Origin of the sequence: Stenotrophomonas maltophilia group sp. msm1 (assembly GCF_032025805.1) — a bacterium.
Classification (GTDB): Bacteria; Pseudomonadota; Gammaproteobacteria; order Xanthomonadales; family Xanthomonadaceae; genus Stenotrophomonas; species Stenotrophomonas hibiscicola.
In genome coordinates this window covers 23171-47118 of the sequence record NZ_JAVSKH010000006.1, presented here as the reverse complement: position 1 = coordinate 47118, position 23948 = coordinate 23171, and the positions used below count along the sequence as shown (strand labels likewise).

Sequence of the window (23948 nt, the reverse complement as noted above, 5' to 3'; positions counted from 1 at the left end):
TTGGTCCGCACGGTGGTCGAAGATCATCCACGCGTGGCATGGATCTACGGGACTTCGTCGAGCAGCTGTTCGATGCCGGCAGTTTCCGCAGTGTCGCTGAAGTGGCCATCCTCAAACCGCGCACGTACGAACGCCAGGCCATCCGCCGCCGCCGCGTCCAGCGTGCCGCGGTGATCGACCGGATAGCGCCGGAACGCGACCGGCTCGCCTCGCAGGGCCAGGCCTGCGGCATACAGCAGGGTGGTCAGATAGGGCACATCGCGGTCCTCGCTGCCGTGGCCCAGCATCAGCGGTTGGCTGAAGCCGCGGCGCGGTACGCCAAGGTAGTCGTACAGCACGGCCCAGATGCCCGGCACGTGGGTCAGCGGTGCAGTGAACATGCTGCCGGTGTCCGCGCCGTCCAGGGTGACGGCCAGTTCGCCCAGGCACTGCTCGCGTGCCACCGCCACCCGCGCGCGGCCTTCATCGCTGAGGACGCGGTCGATCTGCGGCGCGGCCTGCAGCAGGCCATCGAGCAGATACGCGTGATACGCGTTGAGCGCGCCCGGATTGGCGGCGCGGTTGTCGGGCTTCATCACCAGCGCGGTCAGTTCGACTGCGGTGGGCGTGCCGGTGGTGAAGCTGCCGCGGTACTGCAACGACGGTCCACCATAGGAGGGGGCGATGTGGCCCGCCGTGAGCGCGGCGGCACCGCCCTGCGAATGGCCGACCGAGACCCAGCGCGGCGACAGCGTCCCGTTGCCGAGGTACTGGCGGCTGGCCTTGATCATGTCGATGGCGTTGCGCGCGGCAGTGCGCACATGCAGATAGGCATGGCTGCCTGGACTGCCCAACCCCTGGTAATCCGCCGCGACCACGGCATAGCCCTGCGCCAGGAACTGATCGAGGAAGCGCCCGTCGCGCGCGGGCTGGTACGGGCCGGAGACTGAAGGCGCACAGCGATCGGCGATGCCCTGCGTGCCATGCGCCCAGGACACGACCGGCCAGCCGCCCGCCGGCGCCGTGCCGGCGGGCAGGTACAGCAGGCCGGTGCCTTCGGCCAGTTGGCCGCGATGATCCGGGGTACGGTAGTACAGCTTGTAGGCGTGCGCGGCCTTGGAGGGCACCCACGACGCGCGATAGGGGGCTGCAGACAGCAGATCGCCCGGTGCTGCCGGTGCGGCAGCCAGGGAGGCCGAGGACAGCGCCAGCAGGGCAGTGGCGAGGAGGCAGGCGCGGGGACGGAAATGGCGTGGCGGTGGGGTCATGAGGCGCTCCTTCACGGCCGGGATGGCCGTTGCGCCGCAGTGTGGAGGGGCTCGCCCGCGCCGATTGGGACCGGCGTCGCATCCGCCGGGGATTCGTAGAATTCCTAGTGTCGTGGTCCATGGGCGCACGAACCATCCACGCATGGCGTGGATAACCGACAAAGAAAAGGCCCCTTGCGGGGCCTTTTTCTTATTTCTTTTCCAGTCGCGCGTTGCGCTGGCCGGTGCTGGCGGACTTCTCGCCAGCGAACGGGTTCAGCTTGCGGATCATCCACGGGTACTTCGGCCACTTGCCTTCCAGCCACGGGTGGTCCGGCTGGTTCAACTGCAGGACGCGGCGCGCATCATCGGCCAGGGTCTTGTTGCCCAGGTGGGTGTAGGAATCGGCCAGGACAGCGACGGCGTCGTACTGGAACGCGCTCTGCGGATAGGTTTCCAGCAGGTAGTTGGCGCGGCCGGCGGCCGAGACCCAGGCGCCGCGGCGCATGTAGTACAGGGCGTTGTCCAGTTCGTGCTGGGCGAATACGTCACGCAGTTCCAGCATGCGCTGGCGCGCATCGGCGGCGTAGCGGCTGTTCGGATAGCGGTCCACCACGATGTTGAAGTCCGAATACGCCTGGTGCGGCGTGGACAGGTCGCGGCGGCTGGCATCCAGTGACCATACGCGACGCAGGAAAACCGTACTGCGGTTGGAGTTCGCCAGGCCGCGCAGGTAGTACAGGTACGCGATGTTGCGGTGGGTCGGGTAGGTACGGATGAAGCGGTCGATGCTGGACACCGCGTCATCGTGCTTGCCGGCCTTGTACTGGGCGTAGGCGGTCTCGATCATCGCCTGCTCGGTGTACGGACCGTACGGATACTGGGCCACCAGGCGGCGGAAGCTGGCCTCGGCGCCGCTCCAGTTGCCGCCCTGCATCAGCTTGTGGCTTTTCTCGTACAGCTGTTCGACCGGCACGCCTTCATCGGGGCGATCACCCTTCTTGGCGCCGCGATGGCAGCCGGTGGCGGCGATGACCAGCACCAGCAGCAGGGCGGTGAGGCGGACGGGCGCGGAGAGCATGGCGGAGCGTCGGATCATGGGGTCGAGGCGGGACGCGGCTGGAATACGAAGGGTCGATGATAGCCTAGTGTCCTGTCCAGCGACTGAAACCGGCCGCCGGGACCCCAAAATTTCAAAGAATGCCCCCTGCCATGTCTGAACAACCCTCTGAATCGGCCCGCCAGGCCATCGTCCCCGACACCGCTGCCGGGCGCCGTTTCGACGCCGTCGTGGCCGAACTGTTCCCCGAATACTCGCGTTCGCGCCTGACCGAATGGATCAAGGCCGGGGAGGTGCTGCTGGACGGTGCCCAGGTGCGCCCGCGCGATCCGCTGCGCGGCGGCGAGGTGGTGACCCTCAACGTGGTACTGGAAACCCAGACCGACGCCCAGCCGGAGGACATCCCGCTGGACGTGCTGTTCGAGGACGAGCACCTGCTGGTGATCAACAAGCCGGTCGGCCTGGTGGTACACCCGGGCGCGGGCAACCACAGCGGCACCCTGGTCAACGCCCTGCTGTTCCGCGACCCGTCGGTGGCGGTGCTGCCGCGCGCCGGCATCGTGCATCGCCTGGACAAGGACACCAGCGGCGTGATGGTGGTGGCCAGGACCCTGGAAGCGCAGACCGCGCTGGTCGAGCAGCTGGCGGCACGTGACGTGCACCGTCAGTACCTGGCCATCGTGATGGGCGCGCTGGTGGCCGGTGGTACTGCCGATGCCCCGATCGACCGCCACCCGCGCGATCGCCTGAAGATGGCGGTGCGTGAGGACGGCAAGGAAGCGGTGACCCACTACCGCCTGCGCGAGCGCTTCCGGGCACACACCGCGCTGGAGTGCCGCCTGGAAACCGGTCGTACCCACCAGATCCGCGTGCACATGGCGCACGTGCGCCATCCGATCATCGGCGACCCGCTGTATGGCGGCGCGCTGAAGCTGCCCAAGGGCGCCAGCGACGAGCTGGTGGCCGCGCTGCGCGGCTTCAAGCGCCAGGCCCTGCACGCCGAGACGCTGGAGTTCACGCACCCGATCACCGGTGAGCCGGTGCGCAACACTGCGCCGGTGCCGGAGGACATGCTGCACCTGATGAAGGTGCTGCGCGAAGACAGCGAAGCCTTCGCCGCACGCGAGCGGGACCGCTGGTGATGGCCGCCGCGCTGCCCTTGCTGCAGGCGGACTGGCCGGCGCCTCCGGGCGTCCATGCGCTGACCACGCGCCGGCACGGTGCGGGCATCTCGCCGGCGCCGTTCGCGCAGTTCAACCTGGGCAACCGGCACGCGGCCGATGGTGATACCCCCGCCAACGTCGAGCACAACCGCCAGCTGCTGCAGCAGGGGTTGGCGCTGCCGTCGGCCCCGCACTGGCTGCGCCAGGTGCACAGCAGCACCGTGCTGCGATTCAACGCGCCGCCGGTGCCGGGTGCCGCCGAGCCGGTGGCCGACGCCGCGGTGACCTCGGTGCCCGGCGTGGTGCTGGCGATCCTGACCGCCGACTGCCTGCCGGTGGTGTTCGCCGCCGCAGACGGCAGCGAGGTGGGCGCGGCCCATGCCGGCTGGCGGGGGCTGGCCGACGGCATGCTGGAGGCCACCGTGGCGGCCATGCAGACGCCGCCGGCGCAGTTGCGCGCCTGGCTGGGACCGGCAGCCGGGCCGGCCGATTACGAGATCGGTGAAGAGGTCTACCACGCCTTCGTCGGACACGATCCGGCCGCCGAGGTGGCGTTCGCAGCGACCCGCGCAGGTCATTGGAAGGTGGACCTGTTCGCGTTGGCCCGCCAGCGCCTGCAGGCGGCGGGCATGGACCCGGCGCAGGTATACGGCGGCACGGTGTCGACCATGGCCGATCCGGACCTGTACTCGCACCGGCGCGACCGCCGCACCGGACGCATGGCGACGTTGGCCTGGATCGCACCCTGACTACGCCCCTGTTTGCACGGGTGCTGGGGCCGGCCTTCGCCACCCTGGCACCGCCGGTGCAGGCGCTGCACGCCGCACCACAGCCGTGCCGCTACGTGGGGAAGGCGCGGATCCAGCGCGGGCGTCACGGGCTGGTGCCGCTGCTGGCCGCAGTGGCACGGTTGCCGAAGAGCGGCGACGCGCTGCCAACCGAAGTGGTATTCAGCACACACGGGCAGGGCGAGCAATGGGCGCGGCGGTTCGGCCGCTGGCCAATGGTGTCGCGGCTGTGGGCGCACGACGGGCATCTGCGCGAGCAGTTGGGCGCGGTGCGCTTCGAATTTGATCTGCAGGCCCGCGAGGGTGGCATCGACTGGTTGGTGCGCCGGGTCTGGGCGTTCGGGCTGCTGCCGCTGCCAAGGCGCTGGTTTGATGGCGCGCGTTGCCGCGAAGCCTGGCAGGGCGAGCGTTACACTTTCCTGGTCGATGTGACGCTGCCCTGGGTGGGAGCCCTGATCCGCTATGAAGGCTGGCTCGAACCGCGGTGAGGCCGCCGCCGAGGCTGGGACCGCGGTGATCGTATTCGATGGCGTATGCGCGCTGTGCAACCGCTGGGTGCGCTTCCTGCTGCGCTTCGACCGCAGGGGGCGCTATCGCTTTGCGGCGATGCAGGGCGCACAGGGCAGCGCGATGCTGCGCGCGCACGGGCTGGACCCGCAGGACCCGATGTCGTTCCTGCTGCTGGACGCACAGGGTGCCTGGACCGATACCGATGCGATCCTGCGCGTACTGGCCGGGCTGGGCGGCGCCTGGCGCCTGGCCGGCGTGCTGCGGCTCGTGCCGCGCGGCTGGCGTGATGCGGCGTATCGCGCGCTGGCACGCAACCGCTACCGCTTGTTCGGTCGGCATGACACCTGCCATCTACCAGCACCGGAGCAGGCCGCGCGGTTCCTGGATTGATCGCCTGTCTTTCGTAGAGTCGAGCCATGCTCGACTTGCTTTCTTCTCCTGCCAATAGCAGCCGAGCATGGCTCGGCTCTACAGGAACGCGTGCTTCAACCCTCCAGCGCGTCCAGGTAGCTGCGGCGCCAGTGGTTGATGTCGTAGGTGCGCAGGTGCTCCATCATCGCGTGCCAGCGCTCCTTGCGCCTGCTCAGCGACATCGTGGCTGCGGTGGCGATCGCATCGGCCACGCCATCCAGATCATGCGGGTTCACCAGCAGTGCCTGCTTCAGTTCGTCGGCGGCGCCAGCCAGCAGTGACAGCACCAGCACGCCCGGATCCTCCGGGTCCTGCGACGCCACGTATTCCTTGGCCACCAGGTTCATGCCATCGCGCAGCGGCGTGACCAGGCCGACCGCCGCCGCCCGGTAGAAGCCGGTGAGCGTGGCATGTGTGAAGTTCTGGTTGACGTACCGCAGCGGCGTCCAGTCCGGCTCGGCATGGCCGCCGTTGATGTGGCCAGCGATCTGCTCCAGCTGGCTGCGCAACTGCCGGTACTCGGTGACATCACCGCGCGAGACCGGGGCGATCTGCAGGTAGGTCAAGGAGCCGCGCTGGTCAGGGTGGCGCTGCAGGTAGCGCTCGAAGCCAAGGAAGCGCTCGGGGAGGCCCTTGGAATAGTCCAGGCGATCCACGCCGATTGCCAGCTGGCGGTCGCGCAGGCTGGCGCGAAGATTCTTCACGGCGGTCTTGGTGGCGGCTGTGCCGGCCTGGCGTGCGATCAGCTCGGTGTCGATGCCGATCGGGAAGGCTGCTGCACGGAAGCGGCGCCCGCCCGGCGCTTCCAGCTCGCCGTTGTCGAGCACGCGTCCGCCGCCGAACAGGCGCAGGTAGGTCTGGAAGCGATCGGCATCGCGCTGGGTCTGGAAGCCGACCAGATCGTAGGCATACAGCGCCGAAAACAACCGCAGGTGATCGGGCATCGCCTGCAGCAGGTCCGCCGACGGCATCGGGATGTGCAGGAAGAAGCCGATGCGGCAGCCGATGCCGCGCTCGCGCAGCAGCGCGCCGAGCGGAATCAGGTGATAGTCATGGATCCAGACGATGTCATCCTCGCGCAGCAATGGCGCGAGCTTGTCGGCGAACAGCGCATTGACCTTGTGGTAGGTCTCGCGGGTACCGCGGTCATAGTCGACCAGATCCAGGCGGAAGTGCAGCAGTGGCCACAGCGTGCGGTTGGCAAAGCCGTTGTAGTAGCCATCGACCTCGCGCTTGCTCAGGTCCATGGTGACGTAGTCGATGTCACCGTCCTTCTGCCGGTGCAGCGTGCCGCTGCCTTCCTTTACGGTCTTGCCGCTCCAGCCGAACCACAGGCCGCCGCGCTCCTTCAGGGCGGCCAGCAGGCCGACCGCCAGCCCGCCTGCGCGGTTCTCGCCGGGCACGGCCACACGGTTTGAAACCACGACCAGACGACTCACGATGCCTCCTGCCAGGACCGCGACAGGCGCATCGCGGCGGTGATCAGGCCGACGTGCGAATAGGTCTGCGGGAAATTGCCCCAGGCCTCGCCGCTGTCGAAGGCCAGATCCTCCGACAGCAGGCCCAGGTGGTTGCGCTGCTTCAGCAGCAGCTCGAACATCTCGCGTGCTTCATCCATGCGCCCGATCGCCGCCAGCGCATCGATGTACCAGAACGTACAGATGGTGAAGCTGGTTTCCGGTTCGCCGAAGTCATCCGGCGCGACGTAGCGGTACAGCGAATTGCCGTGCTTGAGGTCGCGGCCGATGGCATCGACGGTGGCAATGAACCGGGCGTCCATCGCGTCGATGAAGCCGATGTCGGCCAGCAGCAGCAGCGAGGCATCCAGGCGATGGCCGCCGAAGGTATCGGTGAAGTGGCCCAGCTCCTCGCTCCAGGATTCGGCCATGATGCGGGCGTGGATGGTGTCGGCGCGCTCGCGCCAATAGTGTGCGCGGTCATCACGCTTCAGGCGCACGGCGATCTTGCACAGGCGGTCGCACGCAGCCCAGCACATCGCGCTGGTGTAGGTGTGCACTTCGGTGCGGCCGCGGAATTCCCACAGGCCGGCATCGGGGACGTCGTGCAGGGCGAAGGCCTGTTCGCCCAGGGGTTCCAGGCGGGCAAACGTGTGCGCGTCGCCGGGATCCTGCAGGCGACGGTCAAAGAACAGCTGCGTGGACGCCAGCACCACGCTGCCGTACACGTCGTGCTGGCGCTGCACCCAGGCCAGGTTGCCGCGGCGCACCGGGCCCATGCCGCGGTAGCCGGACAGGCTGGGCACCTCATCCTCGTCCAGCTTGGCCTCGAAACCAATGCCATACAGCGGTTGCAGCGTACCGTCGGTGGTGGCCAGGTTGAAGATGTAACCGAGGAACTGTTCCATCGTGCGCGTTGCGCCCAGACGGTTCAGCGCGCGCACCACGAACGCCGCATCGCGCAGCCAGCAGTAACGGTAATCCCAGTTGCGCACGCTGCCGGGTGCTTCCGGAATGGAGGTGGTCATCGCCGCGATGATCGCGCCGCTGTCTTCGTACTGGCACAGCTTCAGCGTGATCGCACTGCGGATGACCGCGTCCTGCCACTCCAGGGGAATGGACAGGTAGCGCACCCATTCGCGCCAGTAGTCGCGGGTGCGCTGGAAGGCTTCCTGCACGTAGCCGCTGATCGAGCGGTTGAGCGATTCGTCCACGCCCAGGATCAGGTGGACGGGATGGCTGAGCACGAACGGCAGGCCGTCGCGCACGAAGCGGACCGGCACATCGGTGGTCAGCCGCAGCACGTGCTCGGGCAGGATCCAGCGCACATGGTTGCTGCCCCAGGTGGACTCCGGCACGCGCGCGCCCCAATCGGCCAGCGGGCGGGCGCGCACGGTGATGCGTGGGCTACCGGCCAGCGGGCGCACCTGGCGGATCAGGCTGACCGGCCGGTAGAAGCGGTCGTTCTGGCGCCAGCGGGGCGCGAAGTCGAGGATCTCCAGTTCGCCGCCGTGCGTGTCGCGCAGGACGGTGCGCAGGATCGCCGTATTGGTCAGGTACTCCTGCTCGCTGCTGGCGAAGTCTTCCAGCTCGATGGCGAAGTCACCACCGGTCTGCTGGTTGGGGCCGAGCAGGGCACAGAAGGTGGGGTCGCCGTCGAAGGTGGGCAGGCAGCTCCAGACAACGCGGGCACGTTTGTCGACCAGGGCGCCGAAGCTGCCGTTGCCGACCACGCCCAGATCAAGATCGGGTTGGGTCATCACGCGGTACATCTCGGTTGCGGCCGTGGGGGGGCCGGGTCAATAGGCATTCTCACGCAGCCAGGCGTGCACGCTGCGTATGTCGGGCAGCGCGAACACGGCCACGCTGGGTTCGCGTTCGCCCACCAGCACGCTCCAGCCATGCTGGCCGTTGGCAGCGTCGAAGCCGAATTCGTCGGTGAGGTCGTCACCGAGGAAGACGGGCAGGCGGCCACGGAAGGGCAGGTACTGCATCATCCTCCGCACCGCACGGCCCTTGTCGCTGCCAACCGGGACGAACTCGACCACGTGGTCGCCGGGTTGCAGGCGGTAACTGGAACGGCCGCGCACGTGGCGGTCGGCGAAGGCGCGCACATCGCTGGCGGCGTGCGGCGCGCCGCGCCAGTGCAGCGCCAGGCCGACACCCTTGTCTTCCACCAGCACGCCGGGGTGGCCATGGGCGAAGCGCATCGCCTGCTGGTGCAGCGCATGCAGCCACTCGGCGGTGTCGTCGTCGTGCTCCTCGCGCAGCACACGACCGTCCTCGCCGCGCAATTCATGGCCATGCAGGCCCGCGGCAGGCAGTTGCAGGGGAGCGAACAGTTGATCGAGCTGCTCAAGCGGGCGACCACTGACCAGTGCTACGGCACCTTCCAGGCGGTCGCTGATGCGGCCGATGGCGTCACGCACATCCGGCAGCAGCTGCACGGCATCCGGGCGCGCAGCGAACTCGATCAGGGTGCCATCGACATCGAGGAACAACGCACAGGCGTCGTCCAGCAATGGCGGTGGCGGACGCAGGGGGAGCGGTTCAGCCATGCGGCCCACCTTGCCAGCGTGGGCGTGTACGTGGGGTCGAGGGCAGGCTACGGATCAGCTTCGGTGGGTGCCGACCGTTGGTCGGCACAAAGGGTCAGCCTGCATTGAACCCAGACAGTGCGGACCAACGGTCCGCACCCACCGAGAGCGATCACTTCCGGTGGGTGCCAACCGTTGGTTGGCACAAAGGGTCAGCCTGCATTGAACCCGGGCAGTGCGGACCAACGGCCCGCACCCACCCATACACCCAGAGCAATCAGAAGGTATAGCGGACGCGGCCGTAGTAGTACGCGCCATTGCTGCCGATCGGCGACAGCACGTCATACGGCAGGTTGCCGAAGTAGTGGATATCGCTGTTGGACCGATCCGGGTAGTTGTCGGTCAGGTTCTGCCCGCCGATGGCCACGCTCCACTGCGGGGTGATGCGGTATTCGACTTCCGCGTCCAGCTGCCACTCGGCCTGGTAGGTCTGGCGCGGGATGTAGCCATCACCGAAGTTGAACACGCGGGTGGCGCTGCCGTAGCGGTTCACGCGGCTGCTCAGCGACCAGTGGTCATTGTTCCAGGCAGCCGAGAAACTGCCACGTGTACGCGGTGTGGCATCGGTCAGCGTGTTGGTCTCTTCAATCCCGAACAGCACATAATCCGGGTCCAGCGCCTGCAGCTGTGCCGGCGTGGCCAGCACGTTCTTCAGCGTGGTCTTGGTATACGCATAGGTGCCGGTCAACAGCAGCTGGCCATCGCCCAGCGACTGGCGCCAGTTGCTCACCAGCTCGGCGCCACGGGTGCGGGTATCGGCGGCGTTGACGAAGAAGCTGGCGCTCTGCAGGCCGCTGACACCGTAGTTGGCTGCCACGTGGCCGGTCAGTGCATCACCGGTGATGCTCTCCGACAGTGCGATGCGGTCGTCAATGTCGATCTGGAAGAAGTCCAGCGAGAGGTCGAAGTGTTCGCCGATGCGGCTGGTGAAGCCCAGCGACGTGTTCAGGGATTTTTCCGGTTTCAGGTCCTGCGCGCCAAGGCCACGCGCGATCGGATTGTTGACCGACAGCAGTCGGCCCTGCACCAGCTGGCCACCAGCGTTATAGCCGGTGGAGGTGGATTCGTAGCCGATCTGCGCCAGTGAAGGTGCGCGGAAGTTGTTGGAGATGGCACCGCGCAATGCAAACGCCGGCGTGAACTCGTAGCGCAGGCCGAGCTTGCCGGTCAGCTCGCCGCCGAAGTCGTCGTTGTGCTCGTAGCGCGCGGCCAGATCGGTGGAGAACTTCTCGCCGAACTGGCTGGACAGGCTGGCATAGGCGCTGGCCACGTCGCGCGACAGGGTGGCGGCGTCCTGTGGGGTCAGGCCGCCACCGGCCTGCGAGCCGGTCGGGCGGTCGGTGTACGGGCCCGGCGCATAGCTGGCCGGGTCGCCGGGGCGGGTCTGGTAGCGCTCATGGCGCGCTTCCACGCCCAGGCCCAGCGTGTGGCTGATGCTGTCGCTCTGGGTGAACACGCGGCTCAGGTCGAGGTTGCCCACGGTCTGCGCGTACTCGTAGTCGGCGGTCTTGAAGCGGGTCGGGCTGGTCGGGCCCAGCGACGCGTTGAGCGAATCACGCAGGCGGTAGGTGAAGTCGTTCTGGCCGTAATCCAGGCTGCTGTCGTAGCTCCACTCGCCCCACTGGCCGCGCACGCCGGCCACGGCCTGTACGTCGCGGTTCTCGCCTTCGGAGATCGGTCGGTAGCCGTTCGGATAGACCTGCTTCCAGTTGGCATCGCCATCGGGATAGCGGAAGTAGTTGGCGCCTTCGGTATCGCGCTGGTTGAAGGTGCCGAACGCGTAGAACGTCGAGGTCTGGCCCACCGGAATCTCGGTGTTCAGCCACAGGTTGATGTCCTTGCTCTTGCCATCGCCCAGCACATAGTTGCGCTTGCCCTGCAGCGCCAGGTTGGCCGGGGTCTGGTCCCACGGCGGAATCTGGTCGAAGCCGGCGCGGTTGGTGCCGTTGCGGTGCTTGTATTCCAGGCCGACGCGCAGGAAGCCGCCGTCTTCGCCCAGCGAAGTGCCGACCTTGGCGCTGATGTTGCCGGTCTGGCCGTCGGTAAGGGTACGCCCGATCGGCTTCAGGTCGGTGTGGTTGGCGCCGTAGCTGGCCTCGATCTCCCCGCCGTCGCCGCCGTTGTCGAGGATTACGTTGATCACACCGGCCACCGCATCCGAGCCGTACAGCGCGCCGGCACCATCACGCAGCACTTCGATGCGCTTGATCGCACTGACAGGAATCGAGTTGAAGTCGACCGGGGTGGTGCCCTTGCCGATCTTGCTGTCGGTGTTGACCAGCGCGGTGTGGTGGCGGCGCTTGCCATTGACCAGCACCAGCACCTGGTCCGGCGACAGGCCGCGCAGCTGTGCGGCGCGCACATGGTCGGCGCCACCGGAGTTGGACTGGCGCGGGAAGTTGAACGACGGCAGCAGCGCCTGCAGCGCGCTGCCCAGTTCACCGTTGACCACGCCGGCCTTGCGGATGTCCTCGGCGGTGAGCACGTCCACCGGCGAGGTTGACTCAAGCACGGTGCGATCGGCGGCGCGGGTGCCGGTGACGATCACCGTGTCCAGGTTGGTGGCGTCCTGGGCCAGGGCCGGGACGGCGGCGGAGGAAAGCGCGAGGGCGATGGCGAGGCCGAGCGGCGACGCGGGCAGGCGGGTGGACATGGGGGCTCCAGCAACAACGACGACGGGGAAGGGGGAGATAGTTTCACTTACATCCATCCGGATGAAGCGATATATTATCTTCGCGTGATGGCCGGTGCCGATGCAAGCCCCTGCCAGTCCGGCATGAGCTGATGCCCTGCTGGCATCAGCACGCCGGGCCGGTGGCGCTGTACGCTGCCGGCTCGCCTTGTCCCCCTTCCCCCGGAGCTGTACCGATGAAACACCTTGGCCTCGTCTTTGCCGTGCTGCTGGCCACCAGCGGCTGCGCCAGCCTTTCTTCGCAGGCGCCCAGCGCCTATGCCACGGCCACTACCGCCGAACTGAAGGGCGATGCCGCACGCCCGTCCGCCGGCCATGGCTGGGTGCGCAGTGAGCTGTACTTCGGCGTGGGCGAGGAGCAGGGTGCCGGCAACCGCCCGCAGGCCGACACCATCAGCGAGGCGCAGTGGCGCACGTTCCTGGACAAGGAAGTGACCCCGCGCTTCCCGGATGGCCTGACCGTGTTCGATGCCTATGGCCAGTGGCTGTTCCGCGGCGATGCCGCGCCCAACCGCCTGCGCACGAAGGTGCTGGTGGTGCTGCATGAGGACACCCCGCAGCGCCGCGCCGATATCGAAGCGATCCGCCTGGCGTGGAAGCAGCAGACCAGGCATCAGTCGGTGCTGTGGTCGCGGCAGCCGGTCGAGGTATCGTTCTGAGTTGAAGGTGCCGCCGCGGTGCCGCAGGGAGCAATGATGAACTACAGGGAATGCCTGCTGGGCCTGGTATTGGTGGGCGTGCTGGCACCGCCGGCGCAGGCGGGTGGGGACGACGGCGAAACGCTGCGCTTCCAGGTGGCCGCGCACGTGCAGGCGCACGCCGATCCCCAGCAGGATGGCAGCATCGCCGTGCAACTATCGCCGTCGGGAAAGCGCCAGACGCTGGCGGGCGCGGCGGATGCCGACGGCAATTCGCGCTGGGGTCTGGAAGACGTCGATTTCGATGGCTACCCGGAACTGGTCGCGCGCGCCCCGGTCGGCATGGTCAACGAGGCGGTGGCGGTGTACCGCTTCGATCCGGCCAGTGCTTCGTATCGCGCGCTGCAGGCCGACACCCACGGCAAGGACAGCTGCGGTGACCTGATGGGGCTGAGCGTGGACGTTGCCACCCGCACCCTCACCAGCAGTTGCCGCAGCGGGCCGATTTGGTACACCGACAAGTATCGCTTTGCAGGCGCGACGCTCCATCTGTACCGCGCCGAGCGTGTGCTGATGCTGGGCGATACGTTGAACGCCGCGCTGCAGTGGGAACAGACCGACGAGCAGGGCCCGCTGGCGGTCTGGCGCACCTACGATGCCGCCGGCCGTGTGCTGGAAAGTGCCATCGCCGATGGCCTGGGTGCACCGCCGGACGGGCCGTTGCAGGGGCAGCAGGCCACCGTGGTGCCCGCGCGCCTGTTCCTCTTCGACCGACCCGGCGCGTCCAGCACCAAGCGTTACCTGGTGCAGGGCGATCGCGTGGAATTGCTCGATGAACAGAACGGCTGGGTGAAGCTGCGCTATCGCAGCCCGAATCACGGCGCGGTGGAGGGCTGGATCAACGTCAACGATTGACGAGACGTCTACCCGCAGTTTGCACATCGAGGCAATGGGCAACTTGCCCACGGGGGCATCACTTCATCAGGTCTAGCCTCGGACGTTCCCCCGTTCGAGGATGTATCCGATGAGCAAGCGCGTGGCCGAAATCGTGGTGGACGCCCTGCAGCAGGCTGGTGTCCGCCGTTGCTACGGCATCGTGGGCGATACGCTCAACCATGTGACCGATGCGATGCATGGCAGCGAGATCGCTTGGGTGCACGTGCGCCATGAAGAAGTGGCAGCGTTCGCCGCCGGCGCCGATTCGCTGGTGAGCGGCGAGTTGACCGCCTGTGCGGGCTCCTGTGGTCCCGGTGGCCTGCACTTCATCAACGGCGTGTTTGAGAGCAACCGCAACCGTGCGCCGATGGTGCTGATCGCCAGCCAGGTGGTGACCAGTGAGCTGGGCATGGAATTTCCGCAGGAAGTGGATTTCAAGGCGGTCTATGGCAGCTGCACGGTGTTCTGCGAGCAGGTGCACAGCCCGGAGCAGGCGCGACGCGTGGTGGCCCTGGCCTGCCAGGCGGCGATCAGCCGGCGTGGCGTGGCGGTAGTGATCCTGCCGGCCGACATCAGCCAGGCTGAGGTGAAGCACGATGTGCCGTTCTCGGTGCACTACACCCAGCCGGTGCTGCGCCCGTCCGACGCCGAACTGCAGCGCATTGCCGAGCTGCTGGGGCAGGGCAAGCGTATCGGCATCTATGCCGGTGCCGGTTGCCAGGGCGCGCACGCGCAGCTGCTGGAACTGGCCCGGCGCCTGCAGGCGCCGGTTGCGCATACTTCGCGCGCCAAGGATTTCGTCGAGCCGGACAACCCGTACAACATGGGCATGACCGGAATCTTCGGCATCGAGTCTGGCTTCCACACGCTGATGGAGTGCGACACGCTGCTGCTGCTCGGCGCCGACTTCGCCTGGGGCCAGTTCTACCCCGACAAGGCCACGATCATCCAGGTCGACCGTGATGGCAGCCACCTTGGCCGCCGCCACCCGGTGAACCTCGGCGTGGTCGGCGATATCGCGCCCACGCTGGATGCGTTGCTGCCGATGCTGCCGCCGCGCGAGGACAGCAGTTTCCTGGACGAGTGCATCGAACGTCGCGACAAGGCGCTGAAGAAGCGCGAACAGGAGGAGCAGCCGGGCGAGGGCGAGCTGATCCACCCGCAGCATCTGACCGCGCTGCTGTCGAAGCATGCCAGCGAGGATGCACTGTTCACCGCCGACGGCGGCTCGCCGATGGTCTGGGTGCTGCGGCATATCCGCGTCAACGGTCGCCGCCGCACGCTGACCAGCCTGCTGCACGGCACGATGGCCAATGCAATGCCGCAGGCCCTGGGCCTGCAGAAGGCGTTCCCCGGCCGGCAGGTGATTTCGCTGTCCGGCGATGGTGGCCTGGCGATGCTGCTGGGCGACCTGCTGACCGCAGTGCAAGAGAACCTGCCGATCAAGGTGGTGGTGTTCAACAATGGCTCGCTGAACTTCGTCGAGCTGGAGCAGAAGGTGGAAGGCCTGCTGGACAACTACACCGACCTGAAGAACCCGGACTTCGGGCGCCTGGCCGAGGTGATCGGCTTCCACGGCCGCACGGTGACCCGTAGTGAGGATCTGGAGGAAGCGGTGCAGGATTTCCTGTCGCAGCGCGGCCCGGCACTGCTGGACGTGCACACCAGCCGCGCAGAGTTGGTGATGCCGCCGCAGATCGAGGCCAAGCAGGTCGCCGGCACGGCGCTGTACGCGGCCAAGGCGGTGTTGAATGGCCGCTTCGACGACGTGAAGCATCTGCTGGTGGACAATTTCCTGAAGAAGTAGGGGGGGCGATGCAGGGCTGCGCCCTGCACCTGCGGAGGCGAAGGTCGAAGCAACAGCAACAGCAACAGCTGGGTATCCGTGGGATGGCGGGGTGGGTCCGGTTGCGGGGGGCGCTGCAAGTACGTCCATGTAAGCTCGGTCGCCGCTTGCTCGTGTGCGCAGTCCTGCGCACACGGCAAGACCGGGGTTGGGCGTCCTGCCCAACCCCCCCGAGGCATGCCTCGGGCCCATGCGGCTCACGCCCCCGCAACCGGACCCACCCCGCCTTCGACAGCTTCCTGCAATCTGCCGGAACGGGATATTGCACTGGTGGGTGTCGACCTTGGTCGACACGGTGGATCCACGCCATGCGTGGATGAACGAAAGAATGATCGGAATGATCTTCTGTAGAGCCGAGCCATGCTCGGCTGAGAGGCTTCGCGTACAGCAGCCGAGCATGGGCTCGGCTCTACAAAGAGAGCCTGCCTTTGCTTTTGATCTTTTGATTCTTTTCCGTGGCTGGCACGCGCAGGAAACTGTCAGGGGCCGGGCGGGTAGGCTGCGCAGGGGCGTGAGCCGCATGGGCCCGAGGCATGCCTCGGGCGGGTTGGGCAGGACGCCTAACCCCGGTCTTGCCGTGTGCGCAGGACTGCGCACACGAGCAAGCGGCGACCGAGCTTACAGGGACGTACTTGCAGCGACCCCTGCGCAGCCTACCCGCCCGGCCCACCCCCTGAGGTCCGCTGTCCGCGACCAACCCAGCCACGAGGGGCCCCGCCGTTGGCTGGAACCCATCATTCCACGACGGAATTGGCGCGCCGGCCCCGCTGGGCCTACCATCGGCGGTCCCCACCCCCACCGCCCCTTCCATGTCCGCTCCCGCTTCCGCCGTACCGCGTCGCTGGTTCGTCGCCGGCGACTTCAACGGCTTCTTCGGCCTGGTCGTCGACAACCTCTCCATCCTCGGCTTCATCGCCATGGCTCTGGTCGGGATCTTCCAGTTCCCCGCCGACGTGGTGTTCGGCCGCATGTTCCCCGGCACCGCCTTCGGCGTGCTGATCGGCAACCTGCTGTACACCCTGATGGCACGCCGGCTCGCCGCGCGTACCGGCCGTGACGACGTCACCGCCATGCCGCTCGGCCTGGATGCCCCGACCAGCATCGGCATGGCCCTGCTGGTGCTTGGCCCGGCCTTCATCGCTTTCAAGCAGCAGGGCATGGACCCGCACGCGGCGGGCATCGCCACCTGGCAGCTGGGCATGGCCGCGCTGGTCATCATGGGCGTGCTCAAGTTCGTGCTGTCGTTCTTCGGCGAAGCGGTCACCCGCGCCCTGCCGCGTGCCGCGCTGCTGGGTTCCATCGCCGGCATCGCGCTGGTGCTGATGGGCCTGCTGCCGCTGCTGGAAACGCTGCGCTCGCCGCTGGTCGGCTTCACCACGCTGGGCCTGCTGCTGTACGTGCTGATCGCCAAGGGCAAACTGCCGGTGCGTGGCCCGGGCGTGCTGCTGGCCTTCGTGTTCGGCACCGTGCTGTATTACGGCCTCGGCCTGGCCGGGCTGGGCGCGCCGGGCTTCCATGTGCCGGCGTGGGTGCCGCCGCAGGTGGTGCTGCCGCTGCCGACGCTGGGCTTTCTCGACGGCCTGCCCACCGCGATGACCTACCTGCCGCTGCTGCTGCCGTTCGGCCTGCTGATGGTGGTCGGTGGCATCAACGTATCCGAAAGCGCGCGTGCGGCCGGCGATGACTACCGCACCCGCGACATCCTGCTGGTGGAAGCGGTGGCCACGCTGGTGGCCGGTGTCTGCGGCGGCGTGGCGCAGACCACGCCGTACATCGGCCAGCCGGCGTACAAGCACATGGGCGCGCGCAGCGGTTACACGCTGCTGACGGGCCTGTTCGTCGGCATCGGCGGCATGCTCGGCATCATCTCCGGGCTGGTGCAATGGCTGCCGCTGGCGGTGCTCGCACCGATCATCGTGTACGTGGCCATCGACATCACCACGCAGGCGTTCCAGGCCACGCCGCGCCACCATGCCGGCGCGATGGTGCTCGGTTTCCTGCCGTCGGTGGCCTACCTGCTGGCGATCAAGGCACCCGGCTGGATCGCACCGGATCAGCTGGCGCAGCTGCTGACCAAGCTCGACGGCCACGGCCTGCCGGAGCTGGCGGTGATCTTCACTCTCGGCAACGGCTTCATCATCACCTCGATGCTGTGGATTTCGGCGGTGGCGGCGATGGTCGATGGCCGCCTGCGCCGTGCCTGCGGGTTCCTGCTGGTGGCGGCGTTGCTGACACTGTTCGGGCTGATCCACTCGGTGGATCCGCGCGGCGGCATCTACCTGCCGTGGGACCTGGATGGATTGGCGCGCATCATCAGTGTGCAGTTTGCCGGCGCCTACGTGGCCCTGGCGGTGCTGCTGTGCCTGCTGTCGCTGCAGAAGCAGCCGGTGCAACCGCTGGCTGATCGCACCGATCATTGACCGGTGACGCCGGGCATGGCCCGGCGCTACCGCTCCTTCCACTTCTGGTGCTCTGTAGAGCCGAGCCTGCGCTCGGCTGCTCTGAGCCGAGCATGGCTCGGCCCTACAGGGGCGTGTTGCAGGCGGCGAATGATCACAGAGCGCTCTGCCGGCCAGCGGCCGGCACTACCGTTCGGCGTCCAGCTCCGGGTAGTGGCGGAAGATGCCATTCGTGTTGAACGCCAGACGTCGTTCCGAGGCCAGATAGGCGGCGATGTTCGGCCGCTTCGCCACCCGCGCCTGCAGCGCGCGCAGCAGGGGCAGGGTGGACGCCAGTGCCTGCATGCGGCGTGGAAACATGTAGTCCAGCCCACTCAACAGCTGGAACAGCGACAGATCCACGTACGAATGCTCGCGCAGTGCATGGCGGCCACCGTTGGCGGCCAGCACCCGTTCGAAGTAGCCCAGGAACTTCGGCAGGCGCTCGCTGCGCAGCGACGCGGCACGTGCCTTGGCCTCGGTCTTCTGCTCTTCGTAGTATTTTGATGCGGCGATCGGATGGTGAGTGTCATGCACCTCGGCCACCAGGTCGGCGATGGTCAGCTGCAGTTGCAACGCCTGCATCCGCCGCGAGGCCGCCTGTGGCACCAGGTCCAGCGTCGGACCGAGGAAATCCAGGATCGCCGCGACCTGCGCGATGACCTGGCGGCCGGCCTTCAGGAACGGCGGCGCGAAGGGCTGTGCCCCTTCACTGCTGCCATCGAGAAACGGCTGCATCACCGCATCGCCGTGCACCCGTGCCATGTCGATGTAGTCGGCGCCGGCATCTTCCAACGCCAGCCGCACGAACTCGCCACGGCCCTGGATGCCGGTCCAGTAGTACAGCGCGTACTGCATGGCGGTGCCTCCACAGGAAAAGACCCACAGCGTCGCGCGGAGCATGCAAAGCAGGCGTGAGCGCGGCTCTGCTGCAGGTCTCAACCCGAACGGCAGCGGAACAGGCGGGGAACCCGCTGCAATCGGTGGGGTCACACCTTCTCCATGCGTGTGAAACGAGGTGCTGCATCATGCAGAGTGGAAAGGCGGTATGGCCCTGGGTGCTGGGTGTGGTGGTGATCGGCGGCGCGGGCGGTTGGTTGTTCCGCGATCAGCTGAGGCACCTGGCAGACGGTGTTTCGGTGCCGGTGCACTCAACCCCCGCCAGCACCAGCGCACCGCCGCAACCGCAGGCGGCCGCGGACCCCGCGCCAGCACCGCCGCCGATCAGGCATCCGCTGGCCACCGAGGCCGCCGCTGACCCGGCGCTGCCCAAGTTGGCCGACAGTGATGCGGCTGCCTGGGGCGCATTGAGCCAGCTGTTCCAGGGCGAGGGCCCGATGACCCTGCTGCTGCGCGATCACCTGATCCAGCGCCTGGTCACCCAGGTCGACAACCTGGACAAACCAAGCGTGCCGCCGACGGTGCTGGCCGCACGGCCGCTGCCGGGCAACCTGCAGGTCGAGCATGGCGAGGGCGGGGAACGCATCGCGGCAAGCAACTCGGCGCGTTACGCGCCCTATGTGCAGGCCTTCACTGCGCTGGATCCAGCGGCAACGGCTACGGCGTACAAGCGCTTCTATCCGTTGATCCAGCAGGCCTACGTCGACCTGGGCCGGCCCGAGGGCTACTTCAACGACCGACTGGTGGCGGTGATCGACCATCTGCTGGAGACCCCGGAACTGGCGCAGGCGCCATCGGTGCAGCGTGATGAGCGCGTTCGCTACCGCTTCGTCGATTCCACCCTGCAGTCGCGCTCGATAGGCCAGAAGGCGCTGTTGCGCATGGACGCCGCGCAACAGCGGGCGGTCAAGCAGCAGCTGCGGGCGATCCGCAGCGCGATCACCGGCTGAGTCCGCGCACCGCGCGGAACTGATCGGGATCAACGCGCCGACCACACCCGTTCCGGCATGCTGGCCGCAGGCTGACCGGCCCCGGGGTGCAGTCGCAGCCACCCTTGAAACGGGGTGGGGCAACCGCATCTTCCCAGCATCGCCGGCGCGGGCCGGCCCTGATGACCGATGAGGATTCGCAATGCGGATGGACAAGCTCACCTCGCGTTTCCAGCAGGCGCTGGCAGACGCACAGTCGCTGGCCGTGGGCCGCGACAACAGCATCATCGAACCGGTTCACCTGTTCAGCGCGCTGCTGGACCAGCAGGGCGGCAGCACGCGCCCGCTGCTGGCCCAGGCCGGGGTGAACGTGCCGGTGCTGCGCGAGCGCCTGACCGAGGCGCTGGATGCACTGCCGAAGGTGTCCGGCCAGGCCGGCAACGTCTCGATGGGCAATGACCTGGGGCGCCTGCTGAACCAGACCGACAAGCTGGCCCAGCAGCACGGCGATGCCTTCATTGCCAGCGAGTGGTTCGTGCTCGCGGCGCTGGAAGACGGCGGCACGCTGGGCATGGCGCTGCGCGCCGCCGGTGCCGACAAGACCCGCCTGCAGGCTGCGATCGACAAGCTGCGTGGCGGCGAGAACGTACAGTCGGAGAATGCCGAGGAACAGCGGCAAGCGCTGGAGAAGTACACCATCGACCTGACCGCGCGTGCCGAGAGCGGCAAGCTCGATCCGGTGATCGGCCGTGACGAGGAAATCCGTCGCACGATCCAGGTGCTGCAGCGCCGGACCAAGAACAACCCGGTGCTGATCGGCGAACCCGGCGTGGGCAAGACCGCAATCGTGGAAGGGCTCGCCCAGCGCATCATCAATGACGAAGTGCCCGAAGGCCTGCGCGGCAAGCGCGTGCTGTCGCTGGACATGGGCGCGCTGATCGCCGGGGCCAAGTTCCGCGGCGAATTCGAGGAGCGCCTGAAGGGTGTACTCAACGACCTGGCCAAGAACGAAGGCCAGATCATCCTGTTCATCGATGAACTGCACACCATGGTCGGCGCGGGCAAGGCCGACGGTGCGATGGATGCCGGCAACATGCTCAAGCCGGCCCTGGCGCGTGGCGAGCTGCATTGCATCGGTGCGACCACGCTGGACGAGTATCGCAAGTACATCGAGAAGGATGCCGCGTTGGAGCGCCGCTTCCAGAAGGTGTTCGTGGGCGAGCCGTCGGTGGAGGACACCATCGCGATCCTGCGCGGGCTGAAGGAAAAGTACGCCGTGCACCACGGGGTGGAGATCACCGACCCGGCCATCGTGGCTGCAGCCACGCTGTCCAACCGCTACATCACCGACCGCCAGCTGCCGGACAAGGCCATCGACCTGATGGACGAAGCCGCCTCACGCCTGCGCATGGAGATCGACTCCAAGCCGGAAGAGCTGGATCGCCTGGAGCGCCGGGTGATCCAGCTGAAGATCCAGCGCGAGATGCTGAAGAAGGAGAAGGACGAAGCCTCGCGGCAGCGCCTGGCCGACCTGGAAAACGACATCGACGGGCTGGAGCGCGAGTTCTCCGACCTCAATGAAATCTGGAAGTCGGAGAAGGCCGCGCTGCAGGGCGCCACCAAGATCAAGGAACAGGTCGAGCAGGCCAAGCTGGAGCTGGAGGCCGCGCAGCGCCGCCAGGATTTCGCCAAGATGAGCGAGATCCAGTACGGGCTGTTGCCGCAGCTGGAAAAGCAGCTGGCCGCGGCCCAGGAGGCCGAGCACAAGGACTTCAAGCTGGTGCAGGACCGGGTCACCGACGAGGAGATCGCCGAAGTCGTTTCGCGCTGGACCGGCATTCCGGTCAACAAGATGCTCGAAGGTGAGCGCGACAAGCTGCTGCGCATGGAAGAGGTGCTGCACAATCGCGTGGTTGGCCAGGAGGAAGCGATCAAGGTCGTCTCCGATGCCGTGCGCCGCTCGCGAGCAGGCCTGTCCGATCCGAACCGTCCGGCCGGCTCTTTCCTGTTCCTCGGCCCGACCGGCGTCGGCAAGACCGAGCTGTGCAAGTCGCTGGCCGAGTTCCTGTTCGACAGTGCCGACGCGATGATCCGCATCGACATGAGCGAGTTCATGGAGAAGCACAGCGTGGCCCGCCTGATCGGCGCGCCTCCGGGCTATGTCGGCTACGAGGAAGGTGGCTACCTGACCGAGGCCGTGCGTCGCCGTCCGTACTCGCTGATCCTGCTGGACGAAGTGGAGAAGGCGCATCCGGATGTGTTCAACATCCTGCTGCAGGTGCTCGACGATGGCCGCCTGACCGATGGACAGGGCCGTACCGTGGACTTCCGCAACACCGTCATCGTGATGACCTCGAACCTGGGCTCGCACCAGATCCAGGACATGAGCGCCGACGACAGCCCCGAGGCCTACACCCAGATGAAGGCGGCGGTGATGGGCGTGGTGCAGGCGCACTTCCGGCCGGAGTTCATCAACCGGCTCGACGACATCGTGGTGTTCCACCCGCTGGACAAGCAGCAGATCAAGCAGATCGCGCGCATCCAGATGCGCGGGCTGGAGAAGCGCCTGGCCGAGCGCGGGTTGAAGCTGTCGGTCTCCGATGCGGCGTTCGATCTGCTCGGCAACGTCGGGTTCGATCCGGTGTATGGCGCGCGCCCGCTGAAGCGCGCGATCCAGTCGCAGCTGGAGAATCCGCTGGCGCAGCAGATCCTGTCCGGTGCGTTCGTCAACGGTGACACCATCGAAGTCGGCAATGAGGGTGGGCATTTGGTCTTCGCCAAGGCCTGAACCGGTGGCGCGCCTGCCATGGCTGGCGCGCCACCAAAGCCTCAGCAAGGCACAATGATCCCGTTTTACTTTCGCAAGGACGAGGAGAACCGCATGGACGTTACCCGCAGGGTTTCACTCTGCGTGGCGCTGGCGCTCGCTGCAGTTGCTGGACACGCCGCAGCCGTCGAACAGGTCCAGCTGCCGCCGATGAAGGGTTACCAGCAGGCCCACCAGAGCACCGACGCACAAGGCAACCGCGTCACCGAGTACGTGCCGCAGGGCCAGACCGTGCAGGACTGGACCGACATGGTTACCGTCAATGATGCGCCGAACAGTGGCCATGTGAGTCCGCGCGAGTTCCTCGGCATCATCGAGGCGGGGTGGCGCATGGCCTGTCCGGCTGCGCAGAGCCACTGGATCCGCGAAGGCGAGGAGGGCGGACGGCCATTCGCGCTGCTGATGCTCAGTTGCCCGCTGAACCCCGGCACCGGCAAACCGGAGTTCACCTGGATCAAGGGCATGCAGGGCAGGCAGGGCTTCCACACCGTGCAGAAGTCGTTCCGCGCCGAACCGGAGAAGGACGACGTCGTGCAGTGGATCGGCTGGCTGCGCGAGGTTGGCTTGTGCGGCAGCGGCGACGCCCCGGCCTGCCGCTGATCGCAGCAGAAGAGGGCGCCCAGCGGCGCCCTTCATGCATCAGAAGCGGTGCGTATAGCCGCTCATCAAGCCGAACTGGTTCGCCTTCTGCACGATCGGGCTGTCGGCGGCATCACCGAGCAGGCGCGTGCCTTCGGCCGAGATGTACCAGTTGCCGTTGCGGCCCACGCGGTGGCTCCACTTCAGGCCGACACCGGCACTGACCAGGCCGGCCTTTGGCTTGTGCTCGGCAAAGCCGGTACGCGCCGCCTGTTCCGGGCTGACGCCGTACCAGGTCTGCATGTAACCGCGGTTGCCGTAGTCGGTGGACACGCTGCCGCTGACCACGCCGCCGGCCAGGTCGAACAGCGGCATGCTCAGGTTCAGATGGATCTGCTGGGTGGCCAGGCCGTTCTCGGCCTTGTCCTCGTCCTTGCCGGTGAACTGCCAGGAGCCGCTCAGCACGGCTTCGCCCAGCGTATAACCAGCCGAGACGCCGACCAGGGGACGGGTATCGATATCACCCATGCCGCGCAGGAAGTCGGAACCGCCGAGCAGCGAGTCCTTTTCCTTGCGGATGCCGCTGGCGCCGACATACGCGCGCACGCGGGTGTGCTCGCCGATGGAGGTGCCCCAGCCAATGCCAGTGGTGCCCAGAAACCATCCACCCGGCGAGGTGACATCAAAGGACAACGACGGCGTCGCACGATACTCCTCGCTGCCGCTGTAGCGCGGCGCCACGCCACCGCCGGCAGCGAGCTCGAAGGTCCAGTGGTCATCCCTGGCGTGGGCGATCGGTGCGGCGAACAGCGGCAACAGGGCCAGGCAGAGCAGGGCGGGGGAACGGCGAAGCTGGGACATGGAAACTCTCGACAATGGGAGGAAGGCAGCGCGCGCATCCGGCGAGTGCTGCAGGGTCGCTAGCGTGGCGATACGCCGGCGACCGATCCG

Annotated in this window: 19 protein-coding genes; 11 read left to right on the top strand and 8 right to left on the bottom strand. The window is 67.3% G+C overall.

Annotated features, from left to right (window positions below; genetic code table 11):
- Window positions 1–44 precede the first annotated feature (44 nt).
- Together ROV95_RS20515 and ROV95_RS20510 are read right to left on the bottom strand one after the other, a co-directional pair.
- Complete coding sequence (locus ROV95_RS20515) at window positions 45–1247, bottom strand: lipase family protein (RefSeq protein WP_312546161.1); 1203 nt, start codon at window positions 1245–1247, stop codon at window positions 45–47.
- 190 nt (window positions 1248–1437) lie between these two features.
- Window positions 1438–2325, bottom strand: a complete 888-nt coding sequence (locus ROV95_RS20510) for an outer membrane protein assembly factor BamD (protein WP_026347042.1) — start codon at window positions 2323–2325, stop codon at window positions 1438–1440.
- A gap of 113 nt (window positions 2326–2438) precedes the next feature.
- Here ROV95_RS20510 and rluD point away from each other — a divergent pair, with 113 nt between their 5' ends.
- Genes rluD through ROV95_RS20490 form a run of 4 tightly spaced genes read left to right on the top strand, consistent with a single transcriptional unit; the run spans window position 2439 to window position 5137 of the window.
- Window positions 2439–3428 (top strand): 23S rRNA pseudouridine(1911/1915/1917) synthase RluD, encoded by a 990-nt coding sequence (gene rluD / locus ROV95_RS20505; protein ID WP_111098290.1) that lies wholly within the window; start codon window positions 2439–2441, stop codon window positions 3426–3428.
- Complete coding sequence (pgeF, locus tag ROV95_RS20500; RefSeq protein ID WP_019660163.1) at window positions 3428–4198, top strand: peptidoglycan editing factor PgeF; 771 nt, start codon at window positions 3428–3430, stop codon at window positions 4196–4198. The genes rluD and pgeF overlap by 1 nt, the downstream gene beginning before the upstream one ends.
- A 20-nt stretch (window positions 4199–4218) precedes the next feature.
- Window positions 4219–4725 (top strand): DUF4166 domain-containing protein, encoded by a 507-nt coding sequence (locus tag ROV95_RS20495; protein WP_312546158.1) that lies wholly within the window; start codon window positions 4219–4221, stop codon window positions 4723–4725.
- Window positions 4700–5137: a thiol-disulfide oxidoreductase DCC family protein gene (locus ROV95_RS20490; RefSeq protein ID WP_312546157.1), complete on the top strand. Its 438-nt coding sequence runs from the start codon at window positions 4700–4702 to the stop codon at window positions 5135–5137. Before ROV95_RS20495 ends, ROV95_RS20490 begins: the two co-directional genes overlap by 26 nt.
- A gap of 95 nt (window positions 5138–5232) precedes the next feature.
- Here ROV95_RS20490 and otsA read toward each other — a convergent pair whose 3' ends face one another.
- From otsA to ROV95_RS20470, 4 genes are all read right to left on the bottom strand, one after another.
- Window positions 5233–6597: an alpha,alpha-trehalose-phosphate synthase (UDP-forming) gene (gene otsA / locus ROV95_RS20485; RefSeq protein ID WP_021202062.1), complete on the bottom strand. Its 1365-nt coding sequence runs from the start codon at window positions 6595–6597 to the stop codon at window positions 5233–5235.
- Window positions 6594–8375, bottom strand: a complete 1782-nt coding sequence (locus ROV95_RS20480) for a glycoside hydrolase family 15 protein (RefSeq protein WP_031269310.1) — start codon at window positions 8373–8375, stop codon at window positions 6594–6596. The genes otsA and ROV95_RS20480 overlap by 4 nt, the downstream gene beginning before the upstream one ends.
- Window positions 8376–8414: 39 nt before the next feature.
- Window positions 8415–9173 (bottom strand): trehalose-phosphatase, encoded by a 759-nt coding sequence (otsB, locus tag ROV95_RS20475; RefSeq protein WP_021202060.1) that lies wholly within the window; start codon window positions 9171–9173, stop codon window positions 8415–8417.
- A gap of 256 nt (window positions 9174–9429) precedes the next feature.
- Window positions 9430–11865 (bottom strand): TonB-dependent receptor, encoded by a 2436-nt coding sequence (locus ROV95_RS20470; protein ID WP_312546155.1) that lies wholly within the window; start codon window positions 11863–11865, stop codon window positions 9430–9432.
- A 215-nt stretch (window positions 11866–12080) separates the two neighbouring features.
- Between ROV95_RS20470 and ROV95_RS20465 the strand changes: the two genes are divergently transcribed.
- From ROV95_RS20465 to ROV95_RS20450, 4 genes are all read left to right on the top strand, one after another.
- A complete protein-coding gene (locus tag ROV95_RS20465) occupies window positions 12081–12563 on the top strand; it encodes a DUF3574 domain-containing protein (protein WP_049410962.1) in 483 nt (160 codons plus the stop codon).
- 36 nt (window positions 12564–12599) lie between these two features.
- Window positions 12600–13457, top strand: coding sequence for an SH3 domain-containing protein (locus ROV95_RS20460; RefSeq protein WP_312546153.1), 858 nt, complete (start codon window positions 12600–12602; stop codon window positions 13455–13457).
- Between the two features lie 109 nt (window positions 13458–13566).
- Window positions 13567–15285 (top strand): thiamine pyrophosphate-dependent enzyme, encoded by a 1719-nt coding sequence (locus ROV95_RS20455; protein ID WP_312546151.1) that lies wholly within the window; start codon window positions 13567–13569, stop codon window positions 15283–15285.
- An 848-nt stretch (window positions 15286–16133) separates the two neighbouring features.
- Window positions 16134–17744: a hypothetical protein gene (locus ROV95_RS20450; protein WP_312546149.1), complete on the top strand. Its 1611-nt coding sequence runs from the start codon at window positions 16134–16136 to the stop codon at window positions 17742–17744.
- 165 nt (window positions 17745–17909) lie between these two features.
- Here the strand turns inward: ROV95_RS20450 and ROV95_RS20445 are convergent, their stop codons facing one another.
- A complete protein-coding gene (locus tag ROV95_RS20445; RefSeq protein ID WP_312546147.1) occupies window positions 17910–18620 on the bottom strand; it encodes a glutathione S-transferase in 711 nt (236 codons plus the stop codon).
- A 170-nt stretch (window positions 18621–18790) separates the two neighbouring features.
- Between ROV95_RS20445 and ROV95_RS20440 the strand changes: the two genes are divergently transcribed.
- The 3 genes from ROV95_RS20440 (at window position 18791) to ROV95_RS20430 (ending at window position 23018) form a co-directional block, all read left to right on the top strand.
- Entirely contained in the window at window positions 18791–19612 is an 822-nt protein-coding gene (locus ROV95_RS20440) for a DUF3014 domain-containing protein (RefSeq protein ID WP_312546145.1), read from the top strand.
- A gap of 181 nt (window positions 19613–19793) precedes the next feature.
- Window positions 19794–22379, top strand: coding sequence for an ATP-dependent chaperone ClpB (gene clpB, locus ROV95_RS20435; RefSeq protein WP_312546144.1), 2586 nt, complete (start codon window positions 19794–19796; stop codon window positions 22377–22379).
- Window positions 22380–22433: 54 nt separating this feature from the next.
- The gene (locus ROV95_RS20430) at window positions 22434–23018 is read left to right on the top strand and encodes a hypothetical protein (RefSeq protein WP_312546143.1); all 585 of its coding nucleotides are present in this window, start codon (window positions 22434–22436) and stop codon (window positions 23016–23018) included.
- A 39-nt stretch (window positions 23019–23057) separates the two neighbouring features.
- Here the strand turns inward: ROV95_RS20430 and ROV95_RS20425 are convergent, their stop codons facing one another.
- Window positions 23058–23858: a MipA/OmpV family protein gene (locus ROV95_RS20425; RefSeq protein WP_058981573.1), complete on the bottom strand. Its 801-nt coding sequence runs from the start codon at window positions 23856–23858 to the stop codon at window positions 23058–23060.
- Between the last annotated feature and the right edge of the window lie 90 nt (window positions 23859–23948).